This window comes from Streptomyces sp. NPDC058231, assembly GCF_042882275.1.
Classification (GTDB): domain Bacteria; phylum Actinomycetota; class Actinomycetes; order Streptomycetales; family Streptomycetaceae; genus Streptomyces.
In genome coordinates this window covers 67,516-93,707 of the sequence record NZ_JBHVWN010000009.1, presented here as the reverse complement: position 1 = coordinate 93,707, position 26,192 = coordinate 67,516, and the positions used below count along the sequence as shown (strand labels likewise).

The window sequence follows — 26,192 nt, the reverse complement described above, 5'->3', positions numbered from 1 at the left end:
AGTCGACCTCCCTCAGCCCAGCCAGGTGTCGTACAGGTCGAACCGGTTGGAGGCGTCGAGCGTGAAGCCCTTGACCTTGTCGGAGACTCCGTGGGCCTGGGCGCCCTCGTACAGCGGGACGGTGTCGGCGTGGTCGAGGATCCAGCGGACCGCGTTGGACACCGCGGTCTGGCGGGTCTTCGCGTCGGTCGCCGCGACCTCCTGCTCCAAGTAGGTGTCGAGTTCGCTCGGCGGCAGGTGCCAGAGGTTGGCGCTCTTGGTGTAGAAGATGTTGCGCAGGACGTCCGGGTCGGCGCGGGTGACACCGACGGCGGTGAGGTCGAAGTTGCCCTTCTGCTGCTGCTCGACGTAGACGGCGGGGGTGACGGCCTTCAGCTTCAGGTCGACGCCGATCTTCCGGAGCTGCTGCTGCACGGCCTCGTTCGCAGGCGGCATCGGCGCGGGGATCAGCCAGGTGAGGGCGAGCGGCTTGCCGTCCTTCTCGCGGATGCCGTCCTTGCCCTCCTTCCAACCCGCACCGCCCAGCAGTGATTTGGCGCCCTGCGGGTCGTAGCGGAGCCTGTTGGAGAAGTCCTCGTAGTACGGCGTCGTCGAGGACAGCACGCTCGTGGCGGGCCTGTACGAGTCGCTGAACACGGAGTCGACGAGTCCCTGCCGGTCGATGCCCTTGAGGAGCGCCTCGCGGACCTTCTGGTCGGCGAGGATCCTCTGGTGGTTGAGGGAGAGTGGCGGTACGAGCCCGGGTCCCGGCGCCGACAGGACGCGGAAGCCGTTGCCCTTGAACTGGGCCTCGTCCGTGGGCTGGAGGGCCTTGGCTATGTCGACCTGACCGGAGGAGAGGGCGCCGGTGCGGGCGCCGGCCTCCGGGATGAACGTGAACTTCACCTCGTCGAGGCGGGCGGCGCCCTTGTGCGTGGCGAGGGACGACGGCCAGGCGTAGTCCGCCCGCTTCTTCAGCACGACTTCCTGGTTGGTGGTGTAGTGGTCCAGGATGTACGGGCCCGAGCCGATGAACTTGCCCCGGCAGCGGTCGGCGGCCGAGGCCGTGAACGACGCGGGCGACAGGATGCCCAGGCCGACGGTCGAAGTGGCCTGGAGGAACTGGGCGTTGGCCGTCGCGAACCTGACGGTGAGGGTGTGCGCGTCGGTGACGGTCGTGCCCTGGTAGCCGATCAGATAGCTGGGGGCACCGTTCGCCGGCAGCTTCACCAGGTTGTCGAACGTGGCCTTCACCGCCGCCGCGTCGACGGACTTGCCATCGCTGAAGGTGACGCCGTCGCGCAGCACGAACGTGAACGCGCTGCCGTCCGCACTGGTCGTGAACGACTTCGCCAGCCACGGCACGATCTTGCCGGACTTCGGATCCTGAGCGGTGAGCGAGTCGACCACGGATCGGGTGACGTCGATCGCGCTGATCTGCCCCGTCTGCTGCGGATCCAGGCATCCCGGATCCGCCTCGGCCCCGACCAGCAGCGTCCCCCCGTCACGCGGCGCCCCGTCACTCGCAACGCCCGAGTCCCCGCCCCCGCCCGAACACGCGGCGACGGGCAGGACGACCGCGAGCAGCGCGCCCGCGAGACAAAGCCGACGGCGCGAGCGGGTGGTTCTGGTGGGCATCTCAGGACCTTTCTCGAAGGAACTACTCGGGTCTCGAAGGAACTCGGAGGAAACGGCGAGAGGAAACGGCGAGGGGGGTGGGGGCTCGGGACAGCGGGCGAGTCCTCGTTCGTCAGCCCTTGGCCACCGCCTCCCGCACGGCCGGCACGATCTCCTCGGCCCACCGCCCGAGGCCGACCTGGCCCGAGGGGTCACCGGACGCGAAGTACACGAACCCGGATGCGCCGTGTTCGAGGACGGCCTCGGTCAGTTCGGTGATCCACTGGCCGACGGAACCGCCCAGCCACCGCCCGGACGAGTCGCGCGGGGCGTTGACGGGGGCGTCGGTGATGCGGGCCGGCAGGTTGAAGACAGTCGCGATGCCCGCGGGGTCACGGCCGACGGAGCACGCGGCTTCCTCGACCAGCGGCCGTGAGCTGCGGTACCGCTCGCTGTGCCAGTCCGCCGCGTTGCCGGGGATCCAGCCGTCCGCCGAACGCCCGGTGACCGCGAGGGACTTGGGACCCACGGACCCCGTCCAGACCAGCGGCGCGGGCACCGGCGTCGGGTCGAGCCCGACGACCTGGGTGAACTCGCCGTCCAGGGTGACCGGGGCCGGGCCGTCGGACAGCGCCCGCACCAGGCCGATCGCCTCCTCCAGGGCACGTACGGCGGCGGCCGGGCCGAGCCGGGTGACACCGAAGCGGGCGATGTCGTCCCAGTAGCCGCCCGCGCCGATGCCGAGGACGACCCGGCCCCCGGAGAGGGCGGACAGCGTCGACAGGGTACGGGCCAGCAGCGGCACCGGACGGGTCGGCAGGTTGGTGACGGTCGTGACGCCTGTGATGGTCCGGGTCCGGCCGAGGAGCAGGCCGAGCGTGCTGTACGCCTCCAGCCGGTCGCCGTAGTACGGGTGGTCGGACAGGGCGAAGAAGTCGAGCCCCGCCCGGTCGGCGTACTCGACCCGGCGTACGACGTCCGGCGCGTCGTCGACGGCGACCCCCGGTCCGATCCCGAACCACAGTTTGCGCGCGAGCTGTTCTGTCATCTGCTTCTTTCCTCGGTACGGATTTCGGTGGGCGTTAGCGGAGACACACACCCGTGTCAGACCCGTACGGCCTCGACCACGCTGCAATGCCCACCCGGCACGACGCGCGTCAGTTTGAGCCCCGAGTCCGCCAGCAGCGCCTCGAACTCACCGGCCGTACGCTGCTGTCCCCCGGCGACAACAAGCATGTCGAGGTCCATCAGGGAAACCGTCGGCGACGGCCGAGGCCGGTCCGGCAACACGGCCTCGACCAGCAGCACGTGCCCCCCGTCGGCCAGCGCGGCACGCGCGTTGGCCAGGATGCGCCGGGACTGCTCGTCGTCCCAGTCGTGGATGATGTTGGAGAGGATCACGGCGTCGCCGCCGCCCGGCACGGACTCGAAGAAGTCCCCGGCGACCAGCTCCGCCCGGTCGGCCACCCCGGCGTCCCGCAGCGGCTGCCCGGCCGAGGCGATGACCTCGGGCCGGTCGTACAGAATCCCGCGCGTCCTGGGCGCGGACGCGAGGACGGCGGCCAGCAGCGCGCCCCGCCCGCCGCCCGCGTCGACGATCGTCGAGAACCGCCCGAAGTCGTACGCGGCGACGACCGGCGCGATGATCTGCCGGGACGCCTCGGTCATGGCCCGGTCGAAGACGCCGAGCACGTCGGGGTGGTCGCGGAGGTAGTCCCAGACGGACTTGCCGAGCACCTCGGGGAAGGCGGTGTGCCCGGTGCGTACGGCGTCGGCGAGGCCGGCCCAGGCGTGCCGTTCGGCGGGCAGTCCGGTCCAGATCGCGAAGTTGCGCAGGCTGACCGGGCTGTCGGCGCGCAACGCGTCGCCCAGCGCGGTCAGTTCGAAGACCTGACCGTCGTGTTCGGCGAACAGGCCGATATCGGCGCCGGCCCGCAGCAGCCGGTAGAGGCTGGGCGCGTGCGTGTCGGTCGCGGCGGCGAGTTCGGCGAGCGGTCGGGGGCCTTCGGCGAGCGCGTCGGCGACGCCGAGTTCGGCGGTCGCACTGACCGCCTGGGCGAGCCATCCTGCGGTGACGAGCTGCAACATCTGTGCGGGCAGGGGCAGTTCACGGGTGCCTGGGGGCATGGCGGAGCTTCCTCCTTGGCGGCGGGGTCGGCCGGTGGGGTCCGACCGGGACACACCGACAGGCCCATCTGAAGTGTGCTGGGGCCGGTCGGGCGGTACAAGCCGCGCTGATGTCAGGTCTTTGCGCGGTACGTCAGATCTCTGCAAAGTCGCGAGGTCAGTGTCCCGGCGCGCCCTGCGGGCCCTGCCCTTCGTGCCACACCAGGTCGAAGACGAACCGGTCGATGCGCCAGCCGTCGGCGGTCCGTACCGCACCGGCCTCGTAGTGCCCGCCGATGGTGAAGTGGACGCCGGGCTCGGCGGCCTTGCGGACGTGTACGGCGGTCAGGTGCGCGCGGATCGTGGCCCGGTCGCCGTCGACGTCGATGGAGTAGTTGGACGCGGTGTGGTGGGTGCGCTCGAAGGTCGTACGGGCCATCTCCTGGAAGTCGGTGAGTCCCGCGATCCCCTTGTACTCGCCCATGGGGAAGGTGAGGTGGACGTCGTCGGTGAAGACCGCGCCGAACCAGTCGTCGCGGTGCCGGTCGCGGTCGAGGTGGGTGACGTAGCGGTCGGCGAGGGCGGTGAGGTCGGCCCTGTCCCGCAGGTCGGCGAGGGTCTTTTCACTCATGCCGGTACTGCCTTTCGGTCGGTGGCGGGTCCGAACCAGCGGTGCAGGGCATCGGTGAGCCCCTCGCCGCCGGGCGCGGCGGACACCCACGCGGCGTGCCCGTCGGGACGGATCAACAGGGCGTTCAGGCCGGCCAGTTCGTCGTACGGGTCGTCGGCCGGCTTGGCGGTCGTGACGGTCACCCGGTCGTGCCAGGGGGCAGCGGCCGTGCGGATCTCCGGGTCGTCGGCGAGGTCGAGGAGGACGCCGCGCGCGGGGTGCAGGAGTTGGGCGGTGCTGGTCTCCCCGGCGGGCCCGACCAGGGCGCGGTGTGCGACACGCCCGCCGGTCAGCGAGTGGCCGCCGCCGAGGTCGTACCGGACGTCGATACCGCTCACCGCACCGGCGAGATGGCGTTTGACGTCGTCGTACGCGATGAGTTCGGCGAACAGGGCGCGCAGCGGGTCGGACTCCCGGCCGCCGAGGAAGACCGTGCCCTGAGCGCGGGTGTTCAGCAGCAGGCGGGCGCCGACCGGATGGCGTTCGGCGTGGTAGGTGTCGAGGAGGCCGGGGTGGGCACGTCCGGTGACCTCGGCGGCGAGTTTCCAGCCCAGGTTGACGGCGTCCAGGATGCCGGTGCTCATGCCCTGGCCGCCGGCCGGGAGGTGGATGTGGGCGGCGTCCCCGGCGAGCAGGACGCGGCCCGCGCGGTAGGTGGCCGCCTGCCGGGTGGCGTCGGTGAAGGAGCTGACCCACTCGGTGTCGGCGTCGGCGATGTCCTCGCCGGTGAGCCGCCGCCAGGCGTCCGCGACCTCGGCGAACGTGACGGGCGCCGCGTCCTCGCGGGGCGGGGCGCCGTCGGGGCAGACGATGATGCGGTCGACCTCGTCGGTCAGGGGCGCCGCCATCACCATGCCGTGTTCCAGACGCTCCCCGAGCGGCCGGGGCCGCAGCTTGCGGCCCACCACGTCCGCGAGGTACATGACACGGGCGGCCGGTGTGCCGGGGAACGCGATCCCGGCGGCCTCACGCACGGGGCTGTGCCCGCCGTCGGCGCCCACGAGGTAGGCGGCGCGCAGCCGCCCAGGCCCGTCGGGGGTGCGTACGGTGATCTCCACCGCCGAGTCACCGGCGTCCAGCCCGGTGAACTCCCACCCCCGGTGGACGACCGCGCCGAGTTCGACCGCCCACTCCTCCAGCACCGCCTCGGTGCGCGACTGCGGTATCCCCCGGGCCCCGAAGTGGGCGCCCGGCAGGACGGTGTAGTCGAACCGCACCCCGCCGAAGTGGCCGACAGGGCTGGTCTCCGGCGTGCCGAAGCGCGGCAGCAGCCCCCGCTGGTCGAACGCTTCCATGGCGCGGGCGGTGAAACCCAGCCCCCGGGACTGTCCGGTGGGCTCGGCGAGCCGCTCCACGACCGTCACGCGCGCGCCGCCCAGGCGCAGTTCACCGGCGAGCGTCAGCCCCGTCGGTCCCGCGCCGACGACGATGACGTCGGTGTCGGCCATGTCTGTCAGTCCTTCGCCGACAGAGCCGACCGGGAGTGTGTCACCTGGTAGGTGTTGGCCTGCCGCCCGGTGACGAGGGACCGCGCCCGCTCCCGGCCCTGACGAATGTCGGCCGGCCGTTGCTCCTCTGGAAGGGTGTGGAACGCGTCGTACGCCTCCTTGCTGTCCCACTGGGCGTAGTTGACGACGTATGTGCCTTCCACGCCCCGGAAGTAGGTGTGCGAGCGGTAGCCGGGCACGGTCGTGATCCACTCGTCCGGTGTGGCGAGGGTCTCCAGGAGGTCCTTCTGGTCCTCGGGGCGCGTGTCGAAGACGATCACGACGGTGTAGTCGTCGCGTTCCGGCGAGATCTCGATGCCCTGGTCCAGCGCGGGGTGGTGCTGGGTGAAGGCCAGTTCGGTCTTCAACAGGCGTACGGTCCGGGCGAGTTTGTGGAACAGCGGTACAGTCTTCCGCTGGAACTTCTGGCCCTCGTACCGGGCCTGGAGGTCGGCGGCGCTGCGCCACTGGATGTAGTTGACGGTGCCCGGCTCGTCCACGCCCGAGTGCAGCGTCGAGGAGATCCAGCCGGGGTAGTCGGCGTGGTCGATGATGTCGCGCATCGCGTCGAGCACGTCGTCCTGGAGGGGCCGGGTGTCCGTCTCGAAGAGGTTGAAGACGGTCAGGTAGCCGTCGTCGGGCGAGATCAGGGGCATGGCGAGTTTCCTTACGTCATTGATGGGCCGAACCAGCGGGTCAGCACCTCTTGCGGCGGCGGGGCGGACGGGTCCGCCCAGACGACGTGCCCGTCGGGCCGTACGAGGGTCCAGTGCTCGGCGGGGGCGTAGGGGACGCCGCCCAGGATGTCGGCGGGGCCGAGGAGCAACCCCCGTCCTGCGCACAGGAGTTCGGTGCTGTGCGGCAGGCGGGCGCCGACGCCGTCGTAGTGGACGTCGAGGCCGCCGATCGTCGCGGCGAGGTGGGCGCGGACCGGTTCGTGGCCGATGAGTTCGGTGAGCAGGGCGCGTACGGGTTCCACCTCGGGGCCGCCGAACAGCAGCAGCGCCTGCGCCTCGATGGCGGAGAGGGTGCGAGCGCCGACGGGGTGGCGTTCGGCGTGGTAGGTGTCGAGGAGGCCGAGGTGGGCGCGGCCGGTGACCTCGGCGGCGAGTTTCCAGCCCAGGTTGAAGGCGTCGTGCAGGCCCAGGTTGAGGGCCTGGCCGCCGATGGGGGGCTGGCGGTGCGCGGCGTCGCCCGCGAACAGGACGCGGCCGTGCCGGTAGTGGGTGAGCTGGCGGGTCGTGTCGTCGAACGCGTTCACCCACAACGGGGTGCCGCCGCTGACGTCCTCGCCGGTGACCCGCTTCCACGCGCGCGCGATCTCGTCGTACGCGGGCGGCCAGGTCCGTACGGGCACCGGCGTGCCGTGCTCGTGCACCATCACGCGCGTCACCCCGTCGGCCCGGCGCGCGGCGACGGCCAGCCCGTCCGGCAGCCGTTCGAAGCGTCGGTCGGGGACCTCGATCCCGGCGACGTCGGCCCGCAGCAGCTCGCGCCGCGCGTCGTGGCCGGGGAAGTCCGCGCCGAGGAGGCGGCGTACGGTGCTGTCCTGGCCGTCGCAGGCGACGAGCCAGGCGGCGCGTACGACGTGGTCGCCGGTCTCGACCTCGACGTACGCGCCCGTGTCGGTGACCGCCCGCACCTCCTGCCCGCGCCGCACATCGGCGCCGAGCCCGGCGGCCCAGCGCGCAAGCAGCAGTTCGGTGTCGAACTGGGGCACCTTCCACAGCCCCGGCCGGCTGCCGGGCAGTGTCAGGTCGACCGGGATCCCGGCGAAGTGCCCGCGCGAGTCGCTCGCCGGGCTGTCGGCCCCGTCCCACAGCCCCCGGCTGTCGAGGATCTCCATCGTGCGGGCGTGCAGGGTCGAGGCCCGCGACTCGGTGGTGGGCTCTTCGAGCCGTTCGAGTACGACGACGTCGGCGCCGCCGAGGCGCAGTTCCCCGGCGAGCAGCAGCCCGACGGGGCCCGCGCCGACGACCACGACCTGCGTGTCAGGCATGTCAGCCCCGCTCCCCCGCGAGCGTCTCGGCGTACGCCTTGGCGTGGCCGAGGGTGGCGAGGCTGTTGGTGGACAGAGCGGTGTGGACGTACGTCCGGACGTCGGCCACGGTCGCCTCGGGGCCGAGGACGGCGGCGATGTTGTCGGTGTCGAGGCTGACAGTGTGCTGGGAGGAGGCGACGGTGCCTTCCCCGGTCTCCTCGAAGGTCCACACGCCGGTGTGCAGGGTCAGCAGCGCGGGCAGCGTGACCTGCTTGTAGGCGATGCGGTGGTGGGGGAATGTCACGCGGTACGACTTGGTGGTGTGCGTGGAACCGTCCTTGGCGCGGGTGTCCATCTCCAGGGTCTGGAGTCCTGGGGTGTCCTCGGTGAGGCGTACGGACGCGACGTGCGGGAGTCGCTCGGCCCACTGGTCGGCCTCGTTGACGAAGTCGAAGAGGTCCTTGGCGGCGCCGGTGACGGTGACGCTGTCGGTGAAGGAGAACGTCAGCTCCTCGGCGGCGTGGGCGGCTTCGACGTTGGTGCGCAGTGCGGCGAGTTCGGAGCGGCTGTTGCGGTCGACGGCCTCGTCGATCCAGGTGAGCCCTTCCGGGTCGTCGTCGACCGCACGGTAGTCGTGTGTGAGCCGGACCCGGGCCTTGTCGTCGCCGAGGGGTTCGATGATCCAGGAGCCGCCCATCGCGGCGACCGGCGGGGTGCTGATCTCCTGCCGGAAGGTGATGCGCAGGCCCTCCGGGTCCAGGGTGCGGCGGGATGTCCAGTTCTTGGCCTCGCCGCGTGCCGTGGCCCAGATCCGGATGCGTTCCTCTGCGCCGGTGTGCTCGACCTGGTCGACGTGGATGGTGGGCGGGAAGATCCGGGGCCAGTTCACCACGTCGGCGATGAGGCGGTAGACGGCCGCCGCGGGGGCGCCGACGGTGATCTCGTGCTCGACCTCACGGGTTGTCATGGTCGGGGCTCCTTCGTCATGGTCGTGGGTCCTGGTCAGAAGTTGCCGAGGCCCCCGCAGACGTTGAGGGCCTGTGCGGTGATGGAGGCGGCGGTGTCGGAGGCGAGGTATCCGACCAGGCCCGCGACCTCTTCCGAGGTGGAGTACCTGCCGAGCGGGATCTTCGCCTGGAACTTCTCCAGGATCGCGTCCTCGCTGGTGTCGTAGGCGGCGGCGTAACCCTGTCGGACCCGCTGCGCCATCGGCGTCTCGACATACCCGGGGCAGACCGCGTTGACGGTGATGCCGGTGGGCGCGAGTTCGTTGCCGAGAGCCTTGGTGAAGCCGACGACGCCGTGCTTCGACGCGGAGTAGGGGGCGCCCAGTACGACGCCCTGCTTGCCGGCCGTGGAGGCGATGTTGATGATGCGGCCCCGGTCCTTGTGGCGCAGCCCGCCCGTGGTGAGGACCTCGCGGGTGAGCCGGAAGACGCTGGTGAGGTTCGTCTCGATGACGTCCTCCCACAGCTCGTCGGCGATATCGGCGGTGACGCCACCGCCGGACCGGCCCGCGTTGTTGACGAGCACATCGATCGTCCCGAACCGCTCCAGCGCGGCCCGCACGAAGTCCCGTACGGCCTCGGGTTCGCGGACGTCGACAGTCGTACCGGCCACGTCGAGCCCCTCGGCGACGAGTTCCTTGACGGTGGCCTCGACGTTCTCCGCGTCGCGGGCACCGATGAACACGCGGTGCCCCTGGACGGCGAGCAGCCGGGCGACGGCCAGGCCGATGCCGCTGGTGGCGCCGGTGACGAGAGCGACGCGGCCGGTGGTGGTCGTGGTCATGGTTGGCCTCTCAGACGGTGCGGGAGACGGTCAGCAGGTCGTTGACGACGCCGATGAGGGCGCGCGGGGTGAGCGCGTCGGTCAGCAGGTCGTCGTCGAGGGCGATGCCGTACGTGCGCTCGATCAGGCCGCCGGTCTCCAGGAGGGCCAGCGACTCGTAGCCGAGCGCGGTGAACTCGGTGTCCAGGACGTCGCCGTCGAGGTCGACGCCCTCTTCGGCGCCGGCGGCTTCCAGGAGGATGCGTTTGAGATCGACGAGGGTGAACGGGTCGGCAGACACGGGGAGGTCCTTCCGGTGGGGGCTGGCTGGGTGGGTGGCGCGTGCGAGGATTCGGGGTGCGTGAGGGCGCATGCGGGCACGGCGGGGAAACGGTCCTTCTGGGCGGGGCGGTCAGTGCGGTGCGGGCGCCCGCAGGACGACGGCGGAGTTGAAGCCGCCGTATCCCCGGGCCAGGACCAGCGCGGTGCGCAGGCCGAGGCGGCGCGGCTGGTCGACGACGAGGTCCATGTCGTACTCGGGGGAGAGCTTGACGTTGACGGCGGCGGGGACGATCCCGTCGCGCAGGGCGAGCAGGGCGGTGGCCAGGTCGAGGGGGGCGGCGCCCGAGTAGAGGCGGCCGGTCATCGTCTTGGGGACGCTGACCGGGACGCCGTGCGGGCCGAAGACCTGGGTGAGCACGTCGGCCTCGGCGCGGTCGAGGTCGGGGTCACCGGTCGCGTCGGCGAACACGACGTCCACGTCGGCGGGTTGGGCGCCCGCGTCGGCGAGGGCGAGTTCAACGGCCTTGCGCAGGCCGGGCGGGCGCCCGCTGCCGGGCTTGGGGTCGAAGGTGGCGCCGTACCCGGCGATCTCGCCGTAGGAGTGCGCGCCGCGTTCGCGGGCGGCCTCGGCGGCCTCCAGGATCAGGATCGCGCCGCCCTCGCCGGGCACATAGCCGCGGGCGTCGCGGTCGAAGGGGAGGTAGGCGCGGGCGGGGTCCTCGCTGGTGCTGAGCCGGCCACCGGCGAGCTGCGCGACCCAGCCCCAGGGGCACAGGGAGGCGTCGACGCCGCCGGACACGACAAGACGGGTGCCCTTGCGAATCTGCCGGCGGGCCTGGGCGACCGCGTCGAGGCCGCCGGCCTGGTCGCTGACGACGACGCCGCTGGGGCCCTTCATGCCGTTGCGGATGGAGATCTGGCCGCTGTTGACGGCGTAGAACCAGGCGAACGACTGGTACGCGGACACGTACTGGCTGCCCTGGCTCCACAGCTTGCGCAGTTCGTTCTGGCCGAACTCGAAGCCGCCCGACGCGCTCGCGATCACCACGCCCATGTCGAATGAGGCCAGCTCGTCGGGGCGTACGCCCGCGTCGGCCAGCGCCCAGTCGGCGGCGGCGAGGGCGAGCCGGGTCATCCGGTCGGTCTGCGGGATGAGCCGGCCCGGCAGGTGCTCCTCGGCGGTGAACCCGGTGATCTCGCCGGCGAGTTTCGCCGGGTAGCCGGACGGGTCGAAGCGGGTGAGGCGGCCGATGCCGCTGTGGCCCTCGCGCGTGGCCGCCCAGTGCTCACGCGTCCCGAGCCCGGTCGGCGAGGCGACGCCAAGTCCGGTCACCACGACGGTCGCCGTACTCACACCTGCTTCCTTTCCGGCTCGGCCAGCACCATCGCGCTCTGGAACCCGCCGAACCCGCTGCCGACGGTGAGTACCGCGTCGGTGAGCTGGTCGCGGGCGTCGAGCGGCACGTAGTCGAGGTCGCACTCGGGGTCGGGGGTGTGGAGGTTGGCGGTCGGCGGGACGACGTCGTGCTCCATGGCCAGGACGGAGGCGGCGATCTCGATGGAGCCGATCGCGCCCAGGGAGTGGCCCACCATCGACTTGATCGAGCTGACCGGGGTGCGGTAGGCGTGCGCGCCGAGGCTGCGTTTGAACGCGGCGGTCTCGTGGCGGTCGTTCTGTTTCGTGCCCGAGCCGTGCGCGTTGATGTAGTCGATGGCCTCGCCGGGCAGCCGCGCCTCGTCGAGGGCGACGCTGATCGCCTCGGCCATCTCCGCGCCGTCGGGGCGCAGTCCGGTCATGTGGTACGCGTTCGAACGGGTCGCGTACCCGGCGATCTCCGCGTAGACATGGGCGCCGCGCCTGCGGGCGCTGTCGAGTTCCTCCAGCACGAACACGGCCGCGCCCTCGCCGAGCACGAACCCGTTGCGGGTGCCGTCGAAGGGGCGGGAGGCGTGGGCCGGGTCGTCATGGCGGGGGGTGGTGGCCTTGATCGCGTCGAAGCAGGCCACGGTAATCGGGGAGATCGGCGCGTCCGACGAGCCGGCGACCATGATGTCCACCGCTCCCTCGCGGATCAGCTCGGCGGCGTACCCGACGGAGTCGATGCCCGAGGTGCAGCCGGTGGATACGACGGTGGCGGGACCCTCGGCGCCGACCGCCCAGGCGACCTCGGCGGCGAAGGAGCTGGGCACCAGGAGGTCGTAGAGGTGCGGTGCCGCGTATGCGTGGTCGACGAGGGCGAGCCGGCCGCCATTGCTGACGACGCGGTACTCCTCGTCCAGGCCCGTCGTGGCGCCGACCGCGCTCCCGATGGTGACGCCGGTGCGGTACGGGTCGAGCTCGGCGAACTCGATCCCGCTGTCCGCGACCGCGCCGCGCGCCGCGACCACCGCGAACTGGGCGGCCCGGTCCATGCGGCGCACTTCCTGCGGGGTGAGGCCGTGCTCGTACGGATCGAAGTCGATCTCGGCGGCGACGCGGGAGCGGAACGGCGCAGGGTCGAAGAAAGTGATTCCCCGAGTCGCCGTACGCCCCTCACTCAGCAGGCTCCAGAAGTTCTTGGCGCCCACGCCACCCGGCGCCAGAACCTCGAGCCCCGTGATGACGACGCGACGCGCGCTCACGCGGACGCCTCCCATGAATAGAACCGCGTCGCCATCGCGTCCGCCGGTGAGCGCCAGGTCGCCGGGTCGTACGCCTCGATGAACGGCTTCAGGTCGTTGCTGATCCCGACGAACCGGGGGTCGGTCTTCGCCGCCTCGATCAGCTCTCCCCCGTTGTCCTCGTCGAAGTCCTGGAGGTGGAAGTACAGCCCCCGATAGTGAAAGAGCTGGCGCCGTCTGGTCCCCATCCTGTGCGGCATCTCGGTCGCGTCGAAATCGGCGAACAGGCCGGCCACGTTCGTGCTCGCGCCCGGTTCCAGCCTGGCGACGATCAAGGTGCTGTGCATGCGTAGCTACTCCCCGTTCATGTAATGACCATGACATAGCCGCGGTGCATGACGCGTCCGGCCTCACTCAAATGCCCACGCTGACCCGCGACTTCAAGCCTCCGGGGTGCGGGGGTCACATTCAAGGGAGGCCGGTTCAGGGCTTTGTCAGGGCTTTCGGGGGACTGCGCAGAAAGGTCAGACGGGTGCAGGTCAACGACAGAGGGGGGTGCGGGCGGGACAGGGGACTGCAGGGTGGGTCAGACGATCGTCATGCAGCGCGATGGCACGTGGGCGGATCGTTACCCAGCTCCAGGGCGAGGCCGACGCGAAGGGCCTGATCACTTGGGAGGTGAACGTCGACTCCACGGTCTGCCGGGCCCACCAGCACACCGCCAGGGTGTCGGAAAACTGGACCTGCAGAAGGAGCCGCCCGGCGACTGGGCAGTGAACGTGAGGAGCCGGCCGCGTTGCGGTTGGCGATCGGGCGGGTGTGCGCGGGCCGCGAGGACACCCGCTCCTACTCCGTGGTCTCCACCGGTGAGGATGGTCGCAGGCTCACCATCAGCGCCCACCGCGCCCCTCGGTCGCGAGGCGGCTCCGAGTTCATGCACGGTCTCGCCGAAGGGCACCAGCCTCGACTCCGCGGGGCTGGTCGACGAAGTCGCGGCCGCCGGTCCGACCGAGCTGTACATGTGCGGGCCCATCCGGCTCATGGACGCGGTACGCCGCAGGTGACAGGCGAGGGAACTGCCCGCCGCCGATCGGCGCCACGAGACGTTCGGCAACTGCGGGTGGTACGAGCCCGAGGAGTTCGTGGTCTCCGTACCGGCGCTCGGTGTGGAGGCCACGGTCGGGGCCGGGCAGTCGATGCTGGAGGCCCTGGAAGAAGCGGGCGTCGATGTCATGTCCGACTGCCGCAAGGGGGAATGCGACCTGTGCCAGGTGAAGGTGCTCGGCCTGCAGGGTCGCGTCGACCATCGCGACGTGTTCTTCAGCGACGAGCAGAAGACGGACACCGGCAAGATGTGCGTCTGCGTCTCTCGCGCGGTGCCAGCCACGGCCACCTCGAGCGGCACCGTCACCGACGCTCATGCCTCCGCCCTTGCGCACCCCACCGGGGAGCGTGCCAGGGTCACGCTGGACGTCCCGGTCCGCGATGCCCACTTATCGGCGACCACGACATCCAGCAGATCCACCGCGAGCTCCACGCCGCAGCGGGCCGTCACTACCCTCCGGTGCCCCTGGTCATCAAGGTGACGGCCCAGGCCCACCAGAGTTCCCCGTCGATGCCTTGATGACCCTCGGGCCCACCGCCTCGATACCTTGGTGGGCCATCAACGTATCGGCATTCACACAGGGCAAAGCATCGGTGACGCTGGTTGCCAGGCGTTGCAGCATTGTCGGCCGGTGTGGAGACCTTGCCGGGGCCCTGGTGCGCGGGGTGGCGGCCGGGCAGGCTAGTTTGCTCGGATGAGTCTCCTTGATGATGTGGCCGAGCGCGACGGCTGGCGGTGCTGGGTGTGTGACGAAGCGGTCGACCCCGACGAGTCGGTGAACGACCCGCGGGGGCCCAGCGTCGACAGCCGGACTGCCGACCGGAAGGCCAAGGTCGCCGAGCGGCTCGCGCACCGCGGATGCAACACCCGCAAGGGCGCGGTCAAGGTGGTCATCGCCTGGCCGGACCGCCTGTACGTGGTCGAACCCGCGGCGCTGATCACCGTTGCCGGGAGGCTGGAGCGCAAGGGGGGCCGCGAGATGGTGGGCCGTTGTCCGACCGAGCGGGACGCCCAGGAGGCGGCGGATTGGCTGGTGGACCGGTTCTCCCGACTGGTACCGGGGCTGCCGGTGACCGCCGACATCGAGCCGGGCGGCGGCCAGTTCCTCGTCATCCTGGCCACCGGCCGCCGCTGACCATCACCAGCGCACACTCGCGTCGAGCTGAACCGTCGGCCCGCACCGACCTGTTCTGGCACAGCCGACCCACCTTGCTCGCCTGTGCCCAACTGCGGGTCGATGTCACCGATTGCCGCAGCCATGACTGAGGCCGAACCGGAAACTCAGCGGGTGCTCCCCAAGGCCCTCGCCCTGTACGACAAGGGCGTCGGCATCGCCCGTATCGCCAGCCAACTTCCCGTCGGGGCGTCTGTGCAGCCAGCCGCAGTCAGCCACTTTCCTCATCTTCCCGCGCAGCGGCCGATCCCCCTCAGATTGTGGCCAGATGCCAGGTATTCGACGGTGGCGCTCCATGTGCCGCTGTCGGCCGGCTGATCGCCCGGGAGCAGACGCATCTGCTGGCAGCATCGTCTCGGGATCCCCCCATCCAGGCCGAGCGTAGGCCCGAGCGTCTCGACCAGGCCGACGCCAGTCCGCCTGCTGGTCTCCATGTGCCGGAATCCGAGACCGGGCACACCCTTGGCAGGCCGTCACCTCACGCTCCATGGGTTGAGGAGGTGTCTGTCGATGAGTGCATCTGTCCTTACGTGGGAGCGACAGGGCCCCCAGCCCCTCAGAAGCGCCAGGTTCAGGCCGAGCCGGTCAAGCCGGGCCTCGCTCCGGCGGGCCCGCCCACCACCGTGAGCAGGTCCACGACGAAGATCAGCGTCGAGCCCGCCGGGATCAACGGCGAGGGTGACTGGTTGCCGTAGCCGAGGCGCGGGGGAACGATGATCTCGCGCCGGCCGCCGACCTTCATTCCCCTTACCCCGCGGTCCCAGCCCTTGATGACCTTGCCACCGCCCACGGCGAACTTGAACGGCCGGTCACGCTCCCAGGAGGAGTCGAACTCCCTTCCGGACGCGAACGTGACCCCTACATAGTGAACCTGGACGACCCTGCCCGGCTGCGCCTCGGCTCCATCCCCAACCACAAGGTCCCGGATCGTCAACTCGGTGGTCGCGACACCCTCCGGAACCACGATTCTGGGCTTCGTCAGTTCGCTCATCACGGTCCCATCGCTCGCCACCGGAATCCCTCGCACGGGCCGACCGGACACATGGACATTCCATGCGGCAGGCAATCACGCTACGGCAATGCCCATGCTTCAAGGTGCACCCCGGGCCCCGGAGGCGGGTCAAGGACCGATCGATGCGCGCCCCGGAGTGACCGCGTAGGCACCTGCCCGCCGGACGCGATACGGGCGGATATCGTCCGTCGCGTCCGTACGTGACGAGCAGCTTCTTCTCGTCCCTCATCTTGTAGCCGGTGTTCAGGCAGTCGACCACGTTGCGGCCGAGCCGGTCCACCGCGGCGGCGACCGTACCGTGCAAGTCGCTCGCCGTTCAAGCGTGCAGAGTACTGAGAATCGGCGGCAGGACCTCCGCGAGCGATCTTGGTCAGCCCAAGAAGCTCAGCCGCACCTGCCGGTCCGTATTGTCCATGTTCGTGTCGACCAGACACACCGACTGCCATGTGCCGAGCTCGAGTCGTCCGGCGATCACCGGCAGGGTGGCGTGCGGTGGGACGAGGGCGGGCAGTACGTGGTCGCGGCCGTGGCCGGGACTGCCGTGGCGGTGCTGGTAGCGGTCGTCGGCGGGCAGCAGCGTGTGCAGGGTGGCGAGGAGGTCGTCGTCGCTGCCCGCACCGGTCTCCAGGACCGCGATCCCCGCGGTGGCGTGGGGCACGAAGATGTTGAGCAGGCCGTCCCGGCCTCCGGCGGCGCGGGCGAGGAACTGTTCGCAGTCGTGCGTGAGGTCGGTGACCGTCTCGCTCGTACCCGTGGTGATGTTCAGAACGCTGGTAGCGAAGTTGTCGGACATGCCTCCATCTTCTCGCTCGTGGCGCACGATGGGGCGTCCACGTGCCGAGACGCCATTGACCCGTTCCGGTGCGCCTCGCTACGTTCGGCGGCATGTTCCGTTCAGCTCTGCTCACTTCGCGCGGTCACATCGACCTGCTGCGGGTGGCCTCCGCCGCCTGTTGTCGCGGCTGCTGACGTTCTCTCAGCCATGTGCCGCCGGTGACCGGCGGGCTTCTCCCCGTCCTGCCCGGCCGCGAACCAACCCGCTGTCGCGTGCGCCCCGCCACGCCCTCCCTCGCGCTTCCCGTGTCGTAGTTCCCGTGTGATGACGGGTCCCTGACAGGGCGTCGAGGCGTGTCTCCTTTCTGTCCGTGGACTGCTCGTGGAGCTCTCATGCCCCTTGGCCATGCCCCCGCCCCGCCGGATATATCAGATGAAATACGCACACCTTCCGTGTGCCGGGCGGTCGACCTGGAACCCGTGGTCCCGGTGTCCGCCCGAGGCTCGCGGCTGCGGACGGTGCCCCGCCCGCTACGGCGCACGATCGGGCCGGTCCTGCTCCTGGTGCTGTGGCAGGTGCTCAGCGCCACAGGTGTGCTGCATCCCGACGTGCTGGCCTCCCCCGGCACCATCGCCCGCGCCGGATCGGATCTGATAGCGGACGGGACCCTGCCGTCCGCGATGGCCATCTCGCTCCAGCGGGTCGCCGTGGGGTTGTTGCTCGGGGGCGTCGTCGGCACCACGCTCGCACTGATCTCGGGACTCTCCCGGCTCGGCGAGGATCTGGTGGACGCCACCGTGCAGATGCTGCGCACCGTTCCCTGGGTCGGATTGATCCCGCTGTTCATCATCTGGCTGGGGATCGGCGAGGCCCCGAAGGTGGCGCTCATCGCACTCGGCGTGGCCTTCCACCTGTACCTCAACGTGTACGCCGGAATCCGCGGCGTCGATCAGCAACTCATCGAAGCAGGAGAGTCGTTGGGGCTCGGCCGCTGGGGGCTGATCCGGCATGTGGTGCTGCCGGGTGCACTGCCAGGGGCGATGACCGGGCTGCGCTACTCGCTCGCCACCGCATGGCTGGCGCTGGTCTTCGGCGAGTCCGTCAACGCCGATGACGGAATCGGTTTTCTCATGAACCAGGCACGCGAGTTCTTCCGCACCGACGTCATCGTCGTCTGCCTGGTCGTCTACGCCTTCCTCGGCCTCACCGCCGATGTCATCGTCCGGACACTCGAAAGGCTGCTGCTGCAATGGCGACCGACCTTCACGGGCCAGTGAGTGCCCACGCCACCGACGCCGCCGTACAGGTGACAGGGCTGACCCGCTCCTTCGACGGCCGGAACGTTGTGGACGGGCTCGATCTGACCCTGCGCGCAGGCGAGTTCACCGTCCTGCTGGGGCGCAGCGGCTGCGGGAAGTCGACACTGCTACGCGTGCTGGCCGGGCTGGACCGGGAGATCACGGGCACGGTACTGGTACCCAAGCGGCGGGCCGTCGCCTTTCAGGCGCCTCGGTTGATGCCGTGGAAGCGCGTCTGGCGCAATGTGGTGCTCGGGCTGCCGGGCAAGCCCGAACGCGCCGTGGCGGAACAGGCGTTGGCGGAAGTCGGGCTCGGTGAACGCTCGGGTGCCTGGCCCAGGACTCTCTCCGGTGGCGAGGCCCAACGTGCTTCGCTGGCGCGGGCTCTGGTGCGCGAGCCGGATCTGCTGCTGCTCGACGAGCCGTTCGGCGCGCTCGACGCGCTGACCCGGATCAAGGCCCAGCAGTTGGTCGCCGAGCTCTGGCAGCGGCGCGGCTGTGCGGTGCTGCTCGTCACGCATGACGTGGACGAGGCACTGCTGCTGGCCGATCGCGCGCTGGTGATGCGGGACGGGGCGATCGCGTACGAGACAGCCGTCGCCCTGGACCGTCCGCGCACCGTGGGCGGTCCCGAATTCGCCGCGCTGCGTGCCCGGCTGCTGACCGAGCTCGGGGTCGAGACCGCCCCGGCTCCCGTCAAGGCCGCCTGATCCAAGCCTGTTCCTGATGAGTCCGACGTTCGACAAGAGAGGCCTGTCATGAGGCGCCGCACCCTGCCCGCTCTGCTTCTGCCGCTTGCCCTGCTGCTCACCGCCTGCGGTGGCGCCTCGTCCGCCTCCACTGCGGAGAGCACCGACGGAAAGGGCAGCGTCACGCTCAACATCGGCGACCAGAAGGGAGGTTACGAGGCCATTCTGCGGGCTTCGGGAGAGCTCGACGATCTGGACTACCGGATCAAATGGTCGACCTTCAGCTCCGGTCCGCCGCTTCTGGAGGCGGTGAACGCCGAGGCCGTTGACATCGGAGGGGTCGGCAACACACCGCCGGTCTTCGCCGCGGGTGCCCACTCGAAGATCGTGGTGGTGGGCGCCACCCACGGCTCGTCGGCGGGTGAGGTGATCGCGGTCCCGAAGGACTCTCCGGTGAAGACGACGGCACAGCTCAAGGGCAGGTCGATCGCGGTGGCCCAGGGCAGTTCCGCCCACTACCAGCTCGTCGCCTCGCTGAAGAAGGCGGGACTCGGCATCTCCGACGTCAAGCTGAATTACCTTCAGCCCGCCGATGCGCTGGCCGCGTTCAGCCGGGGAAAGGTCGACGCCTGGGCGATCTGGGACCCGTACACCTCGCAGATCCTGCGGAGCGGAAAGGCGAGGGTGCTGACGACGGGTGAGGGGATCGTGAACGGCCTGGGGTTCCAGGTCGCCTCGCCCGCCGCGCTGAAGGATGCAGGGAAGGCCAAGGCGATCGCTGACCTGTTGGTCCGTCTGCAGCGGGCGCAGGGCTGGGTGTTCAAGCACCCGGCGGCATGGGCGAAGGTCTGGGCGAAGGAGACCGGCCTGCCGTACGCCGTGGCGTACGACGCGGTCAAGCGCAGTTACGGGACGCGGGTTCCTGTCGCCGTCGACCCGGCGGCGGTCGCGTCGGAGCAGGCGATCGCCGACACCTTCGCCGATCTGAAGCTCATTCCTCGCCGGTTCACCTTCAAGGACTACGTCGACACCCGGTTCAACCGCAATCTGCCCGCGTCATCGGCAGCACCGCGCTCCTACGGAAAGGCCTCGTCATGACTGTTCATCTGCACTGGTTCCTGCCCACGGGCGGTGACGGCCGCACGCTCGTCGACCGGCACGCCTACACCGACGGCGGAATCAAGCGGGACCGCATCACTCCGGTGAGCGGGGTGCGGGCGCCGGACATCGAGTACCTGGCGCAGATCGCCAAGGCGGCCGAGCAACTGGGCTTCGAGGCGGTACTGACACCGACCGGTACCTGGTGCGAGGACGCCTGGCTGACGACGGTGGCGCTGGCGCAGCACACCGAGCGGCTGAAGTTCCTGGTGGCGTTCCGCCCGGGGGTGATCTCACCGGTGCTCGCGGCGCAGATGGCGGCGACCTACCAGCGGATCACCCGGGGGCGGCTGCTGCTCAACGTGGTGACGGGCGGAGACTCGACCGAGCAGCGGCGGTTCGGCGACCATCTGGACCACGACCGGCGTTATGCGCGGACCGCGGAGTTCCTGTCGGTGGTGCGGGGGGCGTGGAGCGGGCGTCCTTACGACTTCGACGGTGAGCACTACCAGGTGGAGGGCGGTCTGACGGCGCTGCCGCCGGACCCGCTGCCGGAGATCTTCTTCGGTGGGTCGTCGGCGGCGGCCGGGCCGGTGGCTGCCGCGCACGCCGACGTCTATCTGACCTGGGGCGAGCCGCCGGCAGCCGTGAAGGAGAAGATCGACTGGATCCGTGGGCTCGCGGAGGAGCAGGGCCGTACGGTCCGGTTCGGGATCCGGTTGCACACCATCTCGCGCGATTCGGCGAAGGAGGCGTGGGCGACGGCGGACCGGCTGCTGGGTGATCTCGATCCCGAGACGATCGCCGCGGCGCAGCAGGCGCTGGGGCGGAGCGAGTCGGTGGGGCAGCAGCGGATGCTGGCCCTGCACGGCGGGTCACGGGACGAGCTGGAGATCTCGCCCAATCTGTGGGCGGGCGTCGGTCTGGTGCGAGGCGGTGCCGGGACGGCACTGGTCGGCAGTCACGCGGACGTCGCGGACCGGATCGAGGAATACCACGCACTCGGGGTGGACCACTTCGTGCTCTCCGGCTACCCGCATCTGGAGGAGGCGTACTGGTTCGGGGAGGGCGTGACGCCTGAGCTGGCGGCACGCGGTCTGCTGTCGACCGTACCGGCGTCGCCGCTGCTGAGGGTTCCGGCGGCGAACGGGCGTCCGGCCTCCGCGCCCGGCGGTGCCCCGCTGCTGATAGCCGGGGGTCGCTGAACGGGGAAGATCCGCACCTCCCGAAGAGTTGGTAGAAGCGTGAACAACTCTGGGGTCGGTACAGCACGTGAAGTGGACGTGGTCGTGATAGGCGCCGGACAGGCCGGACTATCCGGTGCCTATCATCTGCGGCGAGCGGGCCTGGAGCCCGAACGCGACTTCGTCGTGCTCGACCACGCGCCCCGCCCGGGCGGCGCGTGGCAGTTCCGCTGGCCGTCCCTCACCTACGGCAAGGTTCACGGTATGCATGCGCTGCCCGGGATGGAGCTGACCGGCGCCGACGACAGCCGGCCCTCGTCCGAGGTGATCGGCGCGTACTTCGACACGTACGAGCGCACCTTCGGCCTGCGGGTCCATCGGCCCGTGGAGGTGAGCGCGGTACGCGAGGGCAAGGGGGGCCGGCTGCTCGTCGAGACCTCCGAGGGCGTGTATGCCACGCGCGCCCTGATCAACGCCACGGGCACCTGGGACCGGCCGTTCTGGCCGCGTTACCCGGGCCAGGAGACCTTCCGTGGCCGTCAGCTGCACACCGCGGACTACCCCGGACCTCAGGAGTTCGCCGGGCAGCGGGTGGTCGTGGTCGGTGGTGGCGCCTCCGGCACCCAGCATCTGATGGAGATCGCCGAGGTTGCGGCGGAGACGTTCTGGGTGACGCGCCGGCCGCCGGTCTTCCGCGAGGGGCCGTTCGATGAGGATTTCGGGCGGGCCGCCGTGGCCATGGTGGAGGAGCGCGTACGGCGGGGGCTGCCGCCGCAGAGCGTGGTGAGCGTGACCGGCCTGCCGCTCAACGACGCCGTGCGACGTGCCCGCGCGGAGGGGGTGCTCGACCGGCTGCCGATGTTCGACCGGATCACCCCGGCCGGGGTCGCCTGGGACGACGGCCGGACGGTGGAGACCGACGTGATCCTCTGGGCAACCGGGTTCCGGGCCGCCATCGACCATCTCGCGCCGCTGCGGCTGCGCGAACCGGGCGGCGGCATCCGGGTCGAGGGCACTCAGGCCGTGCGGGACGCCCGCATCCAGCTCGTCGGGTACGGACCGTCCGCGAGCACCATCGGTGCCAACCGGGCGGGACGGGCGGCGGTGCGGGCGGTCAAGCGCCTGCTGGCGGGCGCGGAGAACGGGACCGGCGGGCGCGGGGCGGAGTACGTCGCCACCCCGGTCTGACGGGACTCCTGCCGATGCCGGCAGTACGGGCATCGCCGGGCCATCGTCCCTGGCCGGAGGAGCCGGCAACGGGGACAGGCCGTCCCACTCCGTCGACGCCCCGGCCTCGACGACTGAGACCGAGCGCTTCAGCCGGCGGGTGAGGTGAGCACGTCGGTCGGCGGGACTCAGTGGCTCAGCCGGCGGGCAGCCGATCCTTCTCCGACGACCTCGCACCGGCGATCGGTGTCGACATCGGCGCGTTACCGCCCGCCCGTGGGTGCGATCGCAAGGCGGAGGAAGGCAGCGGGCGTGCAACCGTTCGGGGGCGGCGGGAGTCTAGCGATCGAAGGGCTGTTCCCCTGGAAGACACCGTTCGTTTGCCCGCGTCCCGACAGAGGTTCTCTCGATGCCGATGCCCCCACACAACCGTCGCGTCTCCCGTGCCGCTGTCGCCGCCGTCGGTGCCGCCGGCCTGATCGCGCTGGGCGCGGCTCCTGCCGCCTTCGGTGATGAGACCGCACCCGAACTGGTCATCGGAGGCATCGAGCCGATCGGCGGGGTGAAGCCGGGGAGCAGCTTCGATCTGCCGGTCACCGTGGCGAACAAGGGCACCGAGGCTGCCGAGAAGGTGTGGGTCTCCTACTCCGTCACCCGAGGGCTCGACTTCGCGGAGGTTCCCTCCAACTGCCGGGTTCAGCAGGTCCCGTCCTACGACGAGATGCCCGAGAGGTGGATCGCGGTGTGCGCGTTCGACCAGGTGGTGGAGCCGGGCGTCGTCTACACACCCGAGAAGCCTCTCGGTGTCAAGGCACTGGACCGGGCGCTCAACGACGAGCTGCGCGTGCGTGTCGAGGACGTCGATCCGGGGGCGGACGAGAACGGCACTCCGCCGGTGGCGGGAACCGCACCGGCGGTGAAGCTGGTCGAGGAGCAGGCCGGGGGCGAGGGGTCCGCGCGCTTCGTCGATGTGCCCGTCACCTCCGTCAACACGGCCGACTACCAGGTGACGGGTGCCGCGTTGAAGGGGAGCGTCGGTGACACGGTGACGATGAAGGTGAAGTTCACCAACGCCGGGCCCGCCTGGGTGCTGACCAAGGAGGGGGAACCGCTCGTCAGGGTGATGATCACGCCTCCCGCCGGAACGTCGGTCGTCAAGCCTCACGGGTTCTGCGAGGCCGAGGGCGAGGCGTACGCCTGCGGCACCAGTCAGCGGTCGGTCAATGAGGGCGGTCGGGAGACCTACACCTTCGAGCTGAAGATCGACAAGCAGGTGGCGGGCGCCAAGGGCTCGGTGGCGCTGAGCACCGAGGCGCGGCCGTTCGACCCCGACAAGGCCAACGACAGGGCCGACATCACGCTGGACGTCACGGACGGCGGGGCGTCCGGATCGAGCGGATCGAGCGGATCGACGGGCAGCTCGACCAATGGCTCGGACGGCTCGGCCGGCGGGTCATCGTCGGCCGGCGACGACGGGACGACGACGAACGGCGGCAACCTGGCGGAGACCGGCTCTTCTGCGACGCCGGCGATCATGGGCGCGGCTGCCGCGGCGGTGGTTACGGGTGCGGGCACGCTCCTCATCGTGCGCCGCCGCCGGGCCCGGAGCCTGAACTGACGGCCGTTCGACGCGAGCGGCGGTACCCGCTCCCGGACTTCTGGTCCGGGACCTCCGCGCTGCCTTGACCGGTGGCGCTCAGGCGCGGTTCCGGAGGCTCCGAGCCGGCCTGTGAAGTCTGGGCACATGTCCGGCCGGTCCTGGAGATCGATCCGCCCTTCATCGACGGGCTCGGCCTCAGCGGCTTCGCGCACGTTCGCGGGCAGCGCGACACGCTGGGTCACACGCGCTGCTTCCGGGCTCGTGTCCCTGCGGTCGGCTGCGCGGCGCCATCCGAACTGCTCAGGCTCGCCAACCGCACCGCTCATCCGCCAACCGAAGTGCCCAGTCACCACGACAGATCGGTACCGCGCGGTCAGAACTCGTGATCAGAACACACGAACAGGGGATCGGGTGTTCGCTTGAACGTGTGATCGTATCGTCATTCGTCGCTCAACTCCCCTGCGCCACCGGATGATTGCAGTGCACAGGCAACGGGCTGCAGACCGCGACTGTGCTGTCCCAGAGATGCACCATGTACGAGGAGAAGAACCGGATGAACTTCATCACCAACCTGCTTGCCGGCTTCGTCCACTTCGTGGGTTGGCTCGTCTGACCTTTGCTCCAGTCGGCGCCGTCGCTCCCCGTCCCACGGGAGCGGCGGCGCCGTCGCGTATGCGGGTCCGCCACCCCCTCCCGCTCGGTTCACGCCCGTGGACCGGTCAGCCGGCCACGGGGTCGAGCCGGGTGTCCCGGCGGACGAGCGCGGCATAGCGGCCGTCCTGCCGCAGCAGTTCCTCGTGACTGCCCCGCTCGGCTGCCCGGCCGCCGTCCAGGACGACGATCTGGTCCGCGTCGCGAACGGTGGAGAGGCGGTGCGCGATGGTGATGGTGGTGCGGCCTGCGGACAGTGCGTCGATCGCTTCCTGCACGGCGAATTCGGTACGCGTGTCGAGGGCGCTGGTCGCCTCGTCGAGGATCAGTACGGGCGGGTCGCGCAAGATGGTGCGGGCGATGGCCAGACGTTGCTTCTCACCGCCCGAGAAGCGGTAACCGCGCTCACCGACGAGGGTGTCGTAGCCGTCGGGCAGCGAGGCGATGTGGTCGTGGATCTGCGCCGCACGGGCGGCCGCCTCGATCTCGGCGTCGGTCGCGTCCGGCTTGGCGAAGCGCAGGTTGTCCGCCACGGACGCATGGAAGAGATACGTCTCCTGGGAGACCACGCCGACGGCCCGGGCGAGTGTGTCGAAGTCCAGGTCACGTACATCGACACCGTCGATCGTGACCCGGCCGCCGGTGACGTCGTACAGCCGTGGGACGAGGTAGCTGAGGGTGGACTTGCCGGAGCCGGTGGGCCCGACGACGGCCAGGCTGCCGCCGGCCGGCACGGTGACGTCGACGCCGCTGAGGGTCGGGCCGCTCTTCTCGTCGTAGCTGAAATCGACGTCCTCGAAGCGGACCTCGCCGCGGACGCTGTCCAGCCGGACGGGCTTCTCGGGCTCGGTGATGTCCACCGTCAGGTCGAGGTATTCGAAGATCCGCTGGAAGAGCGCGAGGGACGTCTGCATCTGCACTCCGGTGGCGAGCAGGCTCACGGCCGGCCGGAAGAGGCCTTGCTGGAGCGAGACGAAGGCGACGAGCGTGCCGATGGAGACGGCGGGTCCGCCGGACTGCAGGGCGAGGCCCGCGGCCCAGTAGATGACGGCGGGCATCGCGGCCATGACGATGCCGATCGTGGACATCCGCCACCGCCCGGCCATGCTGGCGCGCACTTCGAGGTCGACGAGGCGCTCGGACTCCTCGGCGAAATCCTTGACGAGGGAGTCGGCCCGGCCCATCGTCCGGCCGAGCAGGATGCCGCTGACGGAGAGCGACTCGGTGACCGTGGCCGCCATGGCGGCCATCTGCTTCTGGCGCCGCGTGGTGATCTTCTTGCGCTCACGGCCGACCCTGCGGCTGATCCAGACGAAGACCGGCAGCAGCAGGAGCGAGACGAGAGTGAGCCGCCAGTCGAGTGCCAGCATGGCTACGACGGTGGCGACGACCGCCGTGAGGTTGGAGACCAGCGAGGTGGCGGTGGAGGTGACGGTCGCCTGCATGCCCCCGATGTCGTTGGCGATACGCGACTGCACCTCACCCGTGCGGGTCTTCGTGAAGAAGGCGAGCGGCATCCGCTGCAGCTGGGTGTAGACCGCCGTGCGCAGGTCGTGCATGACCCGCTGGCCGACCGTGGTGGAGATCAGGGTCTGCAGGACACCGAAGACACTGTTCATCACGGCTGTGAGGATCATGCCGAGGGCGAGCAGCGACAGCAGTCCGGTACGCCCCTGGGGGATGGCGGTGTCGAGGATCTCGCGGAGCAGGAACGGCGAGGCGACCGACACCAGCGACGACGCGCCGACAAGCAGTCCGACCAGTGCGAGCCGACCCCGGTACGGGCGGAAGAGACGGAGGATGCGGCGCAGCTCGGCGGGCGGCTGGGCGGCGTCCCTGGGCGGGGGTGTCCACGTGGGTTCGTCGGGTTTCATGGGCTCCTTCGGCGGGGCGTGACGGGAGGACCGCCGCGGGCGGCAGCCAGGACTTTTGAGAGCATAGCTCAT

Annotated in this window: 26 protein-coding genes and 1 pseudogene; 11 read left to right on the top strand and 16 right to left on the bottom strand. The window is 70.5% G+C overall.

Going from position 1 to position 26,192, the window contains the following annotated elements:
- Positions 1–12: 12 nt before the first annotated feature.
- The 13 genes from ACFVXE_RS09365 to ACFVXE_RS09305 all read right to left on the bottom strand — a co-directional run bounded on the left by ACFVXE_RS09365 (position 13) and on the right by ACFVXE_RS09305 (position 12,840).
- On the bottom strand, positions 13–1,617 hold the full coding sequence (locus ACFVXE_RS09365; RefSeq protein ID WP_389670419.1) for an ABC transporter substrate-binding protein: 1,605 nt from the start codon (positions 1,615–1,617) through the stop codon (positions 13–15).
- 112 nt (positions 1,618–1,729) lie between these two features.
- Positions 1,730–2,644, bottom strand: coding sequence for an LLM class flavin-dependent oxidoreductase (locus ACFVXE_RS09360; protein WP_389670418.1), 915 nt, complete (start codon positions 2,642–2,644; stop codon positions 1,730–1,732).
- A 56-nt stretch (positions 2,645–2,700) separates the two neighbouring features.
- Positions 2,701–3,723 carry a methyltransferase gene (locus ACFVXE_RS09355; protein ID WP_389670417.1) on the bottom strand — a complete coding sequence of 341 codons (1,023 nt, stop codon included), beginning with the start codon at positions 3,721–3,723 and terminating at the stop codon, positions 2,701–2,703.
- 157 nt (positions 3,724–3,880) lie between these two features.
- The gene (locus ACFVXE_RS09350) at positions 3,881–4,333 is read right to left on the bottom strand and encodes a nuclear transport factor 2 family protein (RefSeq protein WP_389670416.1); all 453 of its coding nucleotides are present in this window, start codon (positions 4,331–4,333) and stop codon (positions 3,881–3,883) included.
- Positions 4,330–5,820, bottom strand: a complete 1,491-nt coding sequence (locus ACFVXE_RS09345; protein WP_389670415.1) for an FAD-dependent monooxygenase — start codon at positions 5,818–5,820, stop codon at positions 4,330–4,332. The genes ACFVXE_RS09350 and ACFVXE_RS09345 overlap by 4 nt, the downstream gene beginning before the upstream one ends.
- A 5-nt stretch (positions 5,821–5,825) precedes the next feature.
- Complete coding sequence (locus ACFVXE_RS09340) at positions 5,826–6,515, bottom strand: antibiotic biosynthesis monooxygenase (RefSeq protein WP_389670414.1); 690 nt, start codon at positions 6,513–6,515, stop codon at positions 5,826–5,828.
- Between the two features lie 11 nt (positions 6,516–6,526).
- Entirely contained in the window at positions 6,527–7,858 is a 1,332-nt protein-coding gene (locus tag ACFVXE_RS09335; RefSeq protein ID WP_389670413.1) for an FAD-dependent monooxygenase, read from the bottom strand.
- Position 7,859: 1 nt separating this feature from the next.
- On the bottom strand, positions 7,860–8,807 hold the full coding sequence (locus ACFVXE_RS09330; RefSeq protein WP_389670412.1) for an aromatase/cyclase: 948 nt from the start codon (positions 8,805–8,807) through the stop codon (positions 7,860–7,862).
- A gap of 35 nt (positions 8,808–8,842) precedes the next feature.
- A complete protein-coding gene (gene fabG / locus ACFVXE_RS09325) occupies positions 8,843–9,631 on the bottom strand; it encodes a 3-oxoacyl-ACP reductase FabG (RefSeq protein WP_389670411.1) in 789 nt (262 codons plus the stop codon).
- Positions 9,632–9,641: 10 nt separating this feature from the next.
- Positions 9,642–9,911 carry a phosphopantetheine-binding protein gene (locus ACFVXE_RS09320; RefSeq protein WP_389670410.1) on the bottom strand — a complete coding sequence of 90 codons (270 nt, stop codon included), beginning with the start codon at positions 9,909–9,911 and terminating at the stop codon, positions 9,642–9,644.
- Between the two features lie 111 nt (positions 9,912–10,022).
- Positions 10,023–11,246 carry a ketosynthase chain-length factor gene (locus ACFVXE_RS09315; protein WP_389670409.1) on the bottom strand — a complete coding sequence of 408 codons (1,224 nt, stop codon included), beginning with the start codon at positions 11,244–11,246 and terminating at the stop codon, positions 10,023–10,025.
- Positions 11,243–12,514: a beta-ketoacyl-[acyl-carrier-protein] synthase family protein gene (locus tag ACFVXE_RS09310; protein ID WP_389670408.1), complete on the bottom strand. Its 1,272-nt coding sequence runs from the start codon at positions 12,512–12,514 to the stop codon at positions 11,243–11,245. The genes ACFVXE_RS09315 and ACFVXE_RS09310 overlap by 4 nt, the downstream gene beginning before the upstream one ends.
- Entirely contained in the window at positions 12,511–12,840 is a 330-nt protein-coding gene (locus tag ACFVXE_RS09305; RefSeq protein ID WP_389670407.1) for a TcmI family type II polyketide cyclase, read from the bottom strand. Before ACFVXE_RS09305 ends, ACFVXE_RS09310 begins: the two co-directional genes overlap by 4 nt.
- A 261-nt stretch (positions 12,841–13,101) precedes the next feature.
- On the opposite strand from ACFVXE_RS09305, the pseudogene ACFVXE_RS09300 reads away from it, so the two are divergent.
- The 4 genes and pseudogenes from ACFVXE_RS09300 to ACFVXE_RS09285 all read left to right on the top strand — a co-directional run.
- Positions 13,102–13,238, top strand: a pseudogene (locus ACFVXE_RS09300) (IS5/IS1182 family transposase); the annotation flags it as partial.
- Between the two features lie 397 nt (positions 13,239–13,635).
- Positions 13,636–14,079, top strand: a complete 444-nt coding sequence (locus tag ACFVXE_RS09295; RefSeq protein ID WP_389670406.1) for a 2Fe-2S iron-sulfur cluster-binding protein — start codon at positions 13,636–13,638, stop codon at positions 14,077–14,079.
- A 213-nt stretch (positions 14,080–14,292) separates the two neighbouring features.
- Positions 14,293–14,733: a hypothetical protein gene (locus tag ACFVXE_RS09290; RefSeq protein WP_389670405.1), complete on the top strand. Its 441-nt coding sequence runs from the start codon at positions 14,293–14,295 to the stop codon at positions 14,731–14,733.
- Between the two features lie 123 nt (positions 14,734–14,856).
- Positions 14,857–15,090, top strand: coding sequence for a hypothetical protein (locus ACFVXE_RS09285; RefSeq protein WP_389670404.1), 234 nt, complete (start codon positions 14,857–14,859; stop codon positions 15,088–15,090).
- A gap of 253 nt (positions 15,091–15,343) precedes the next feature.
- Here ACFVXE_RS09285 and ACFVXE_RS09280 read toward each other — a convergent pair whose 3' ends face one another.
- A complete protein-coding gene (locus ACFVXE_RS09280; protein ID WP_389670403.1) occupies positions 15,344–15,763 on the bottom strand; it encodes an FKBP-type peptidyl-prolyl cis-trans isomerase in 420 nt (139 codons plus the stop codon).
- Between the two features lie 391 nt (positions 15,764–16,154).
- Positions 16,155–16,577: a secondary thiamine-phosphate synthase enzyme YjbQ gene (locus tag ACFVXE_RS09275; protein WP_389670402.1), complete on the bottom strand. Its 423-nt coding sequence runs from the start codon at positions 16,575–16,577 to the stop codon at positions 16,155–16,157.
- Between the two features lie 92 nt (positions 16,578–16,669).
- On the opposite strand from ACFVXE_RS09275, the gene ACFVXE_RS09270 reads away from it, so the two are divergent.
- The 7 genes from ACFVXE_RS09270 (at position 16,670) to ACFVXE_RS09240 (ending at position 23,613) form a co-directional block, all read left to right on the top strand.
- A complete protein-coding gene (locus ACFVXE_RS09270) occupies positions 16,670–16,753 on the top strand; it encodes a putative leader peptide (RefSeq protein WP_311307964.1) in 84 nt (27 codons plus the stop codon).
- Positions 16,754–16,951: 198 nt separating this feature from the next.
- Positions 16,952–17,836, top strand: coding sequence for an ABC transporter permease (locus ACFVXE_RS09265; protein WP_389670401.1), 885 nt, complete (start codon positions 16,952–16,954; stop codon positions 17,834–17,836).
- Positions 17,809–18,567 (top strand): ABC transporter ATP-binding protein, encoded by a 759-nt coding sequence (locus ACFVXE_RS09260; protein WP_389670400.1) that lies wholly within the window; start codon positions 17,809–17,811, stop codon positions 18,565–18,567. The genes ACFVXE_RS09265 and ACFVXE_RS09260 overlap by 28 nt, the downstream gene beginning before the upstream one ends.
- A 48-nt stretch (positions 18,568–18,615) precedes the next feature.
- Complete coding sequence (locus tag ACFVXE_RS09255; RefSeq protein WP_389670399.1) at positions 18,616–19,644, top strand: ABC transporter substrate-binding protein; 1,029 nt, start codon at positions 18,616–18,618, stop codon at positions 19,642–19,644.
- The gene (locus tag ACFVXE_RS09250; protein ID WP_389670398.1) at positions 19,641–20,849 is read left to right on the top strand and encodes an LLM class flavin-dependent oxidoreductase; all 1,209 of its coding nucleotides are present in this window, start codon (positions 19,641–19,643) and stop codon (positions 20,847–20,849) included. Before ACFVXE_RS09255 ends, ACFVXE_RS09250 begins: the two co-directional genes overlap by 4 nt.
- Positions 20,850–20,888: 39 nt before the next feature.
- Positions 20,889–22,016, top strand: coding sequence for an NAD(P)-binding domain-containing protein (locus ACFVXE_RS09245; protein WP_389670397.1), 1,128 nt, complete (start codon positions 20,889–20,891; stop codon positions 22,014–22,016).
- A gap of 388 nt (positions 22,017–22,404) precedes the next feature.
- Positions 22,405–23,613, top strand: coding sequence for an LAETG motif-containing sortase-dependent surface protein (locus tag ACFVXE_RS09240; RefSeq protein ID WP_389670396.1), 1,209 nt, complete (start codon positions 22,405–22,407; stop codon positions 23,611–23,613).
- 701 nt (positions 23,614–24,314) lie between these two features.
- On the opposite strand, the gene ACFVXE_RS09235 is transcribed toward ACFVXE_RS09240, so the two are convergent.
- Positions 24,315–26,120 (bottom strand): ABC transporter ATP-binding protein, encoded by a 1,806-nt coding sequence (locus ACFVXE_RS09235; protein WP_389670395.1) that lies wholly within the window; start codon positions 26,118–26,120, stop codon positions 24,315–24,317.
- Between the last annotated feature and the right edge of the window lie 72 nt (positions 26,121–26,192).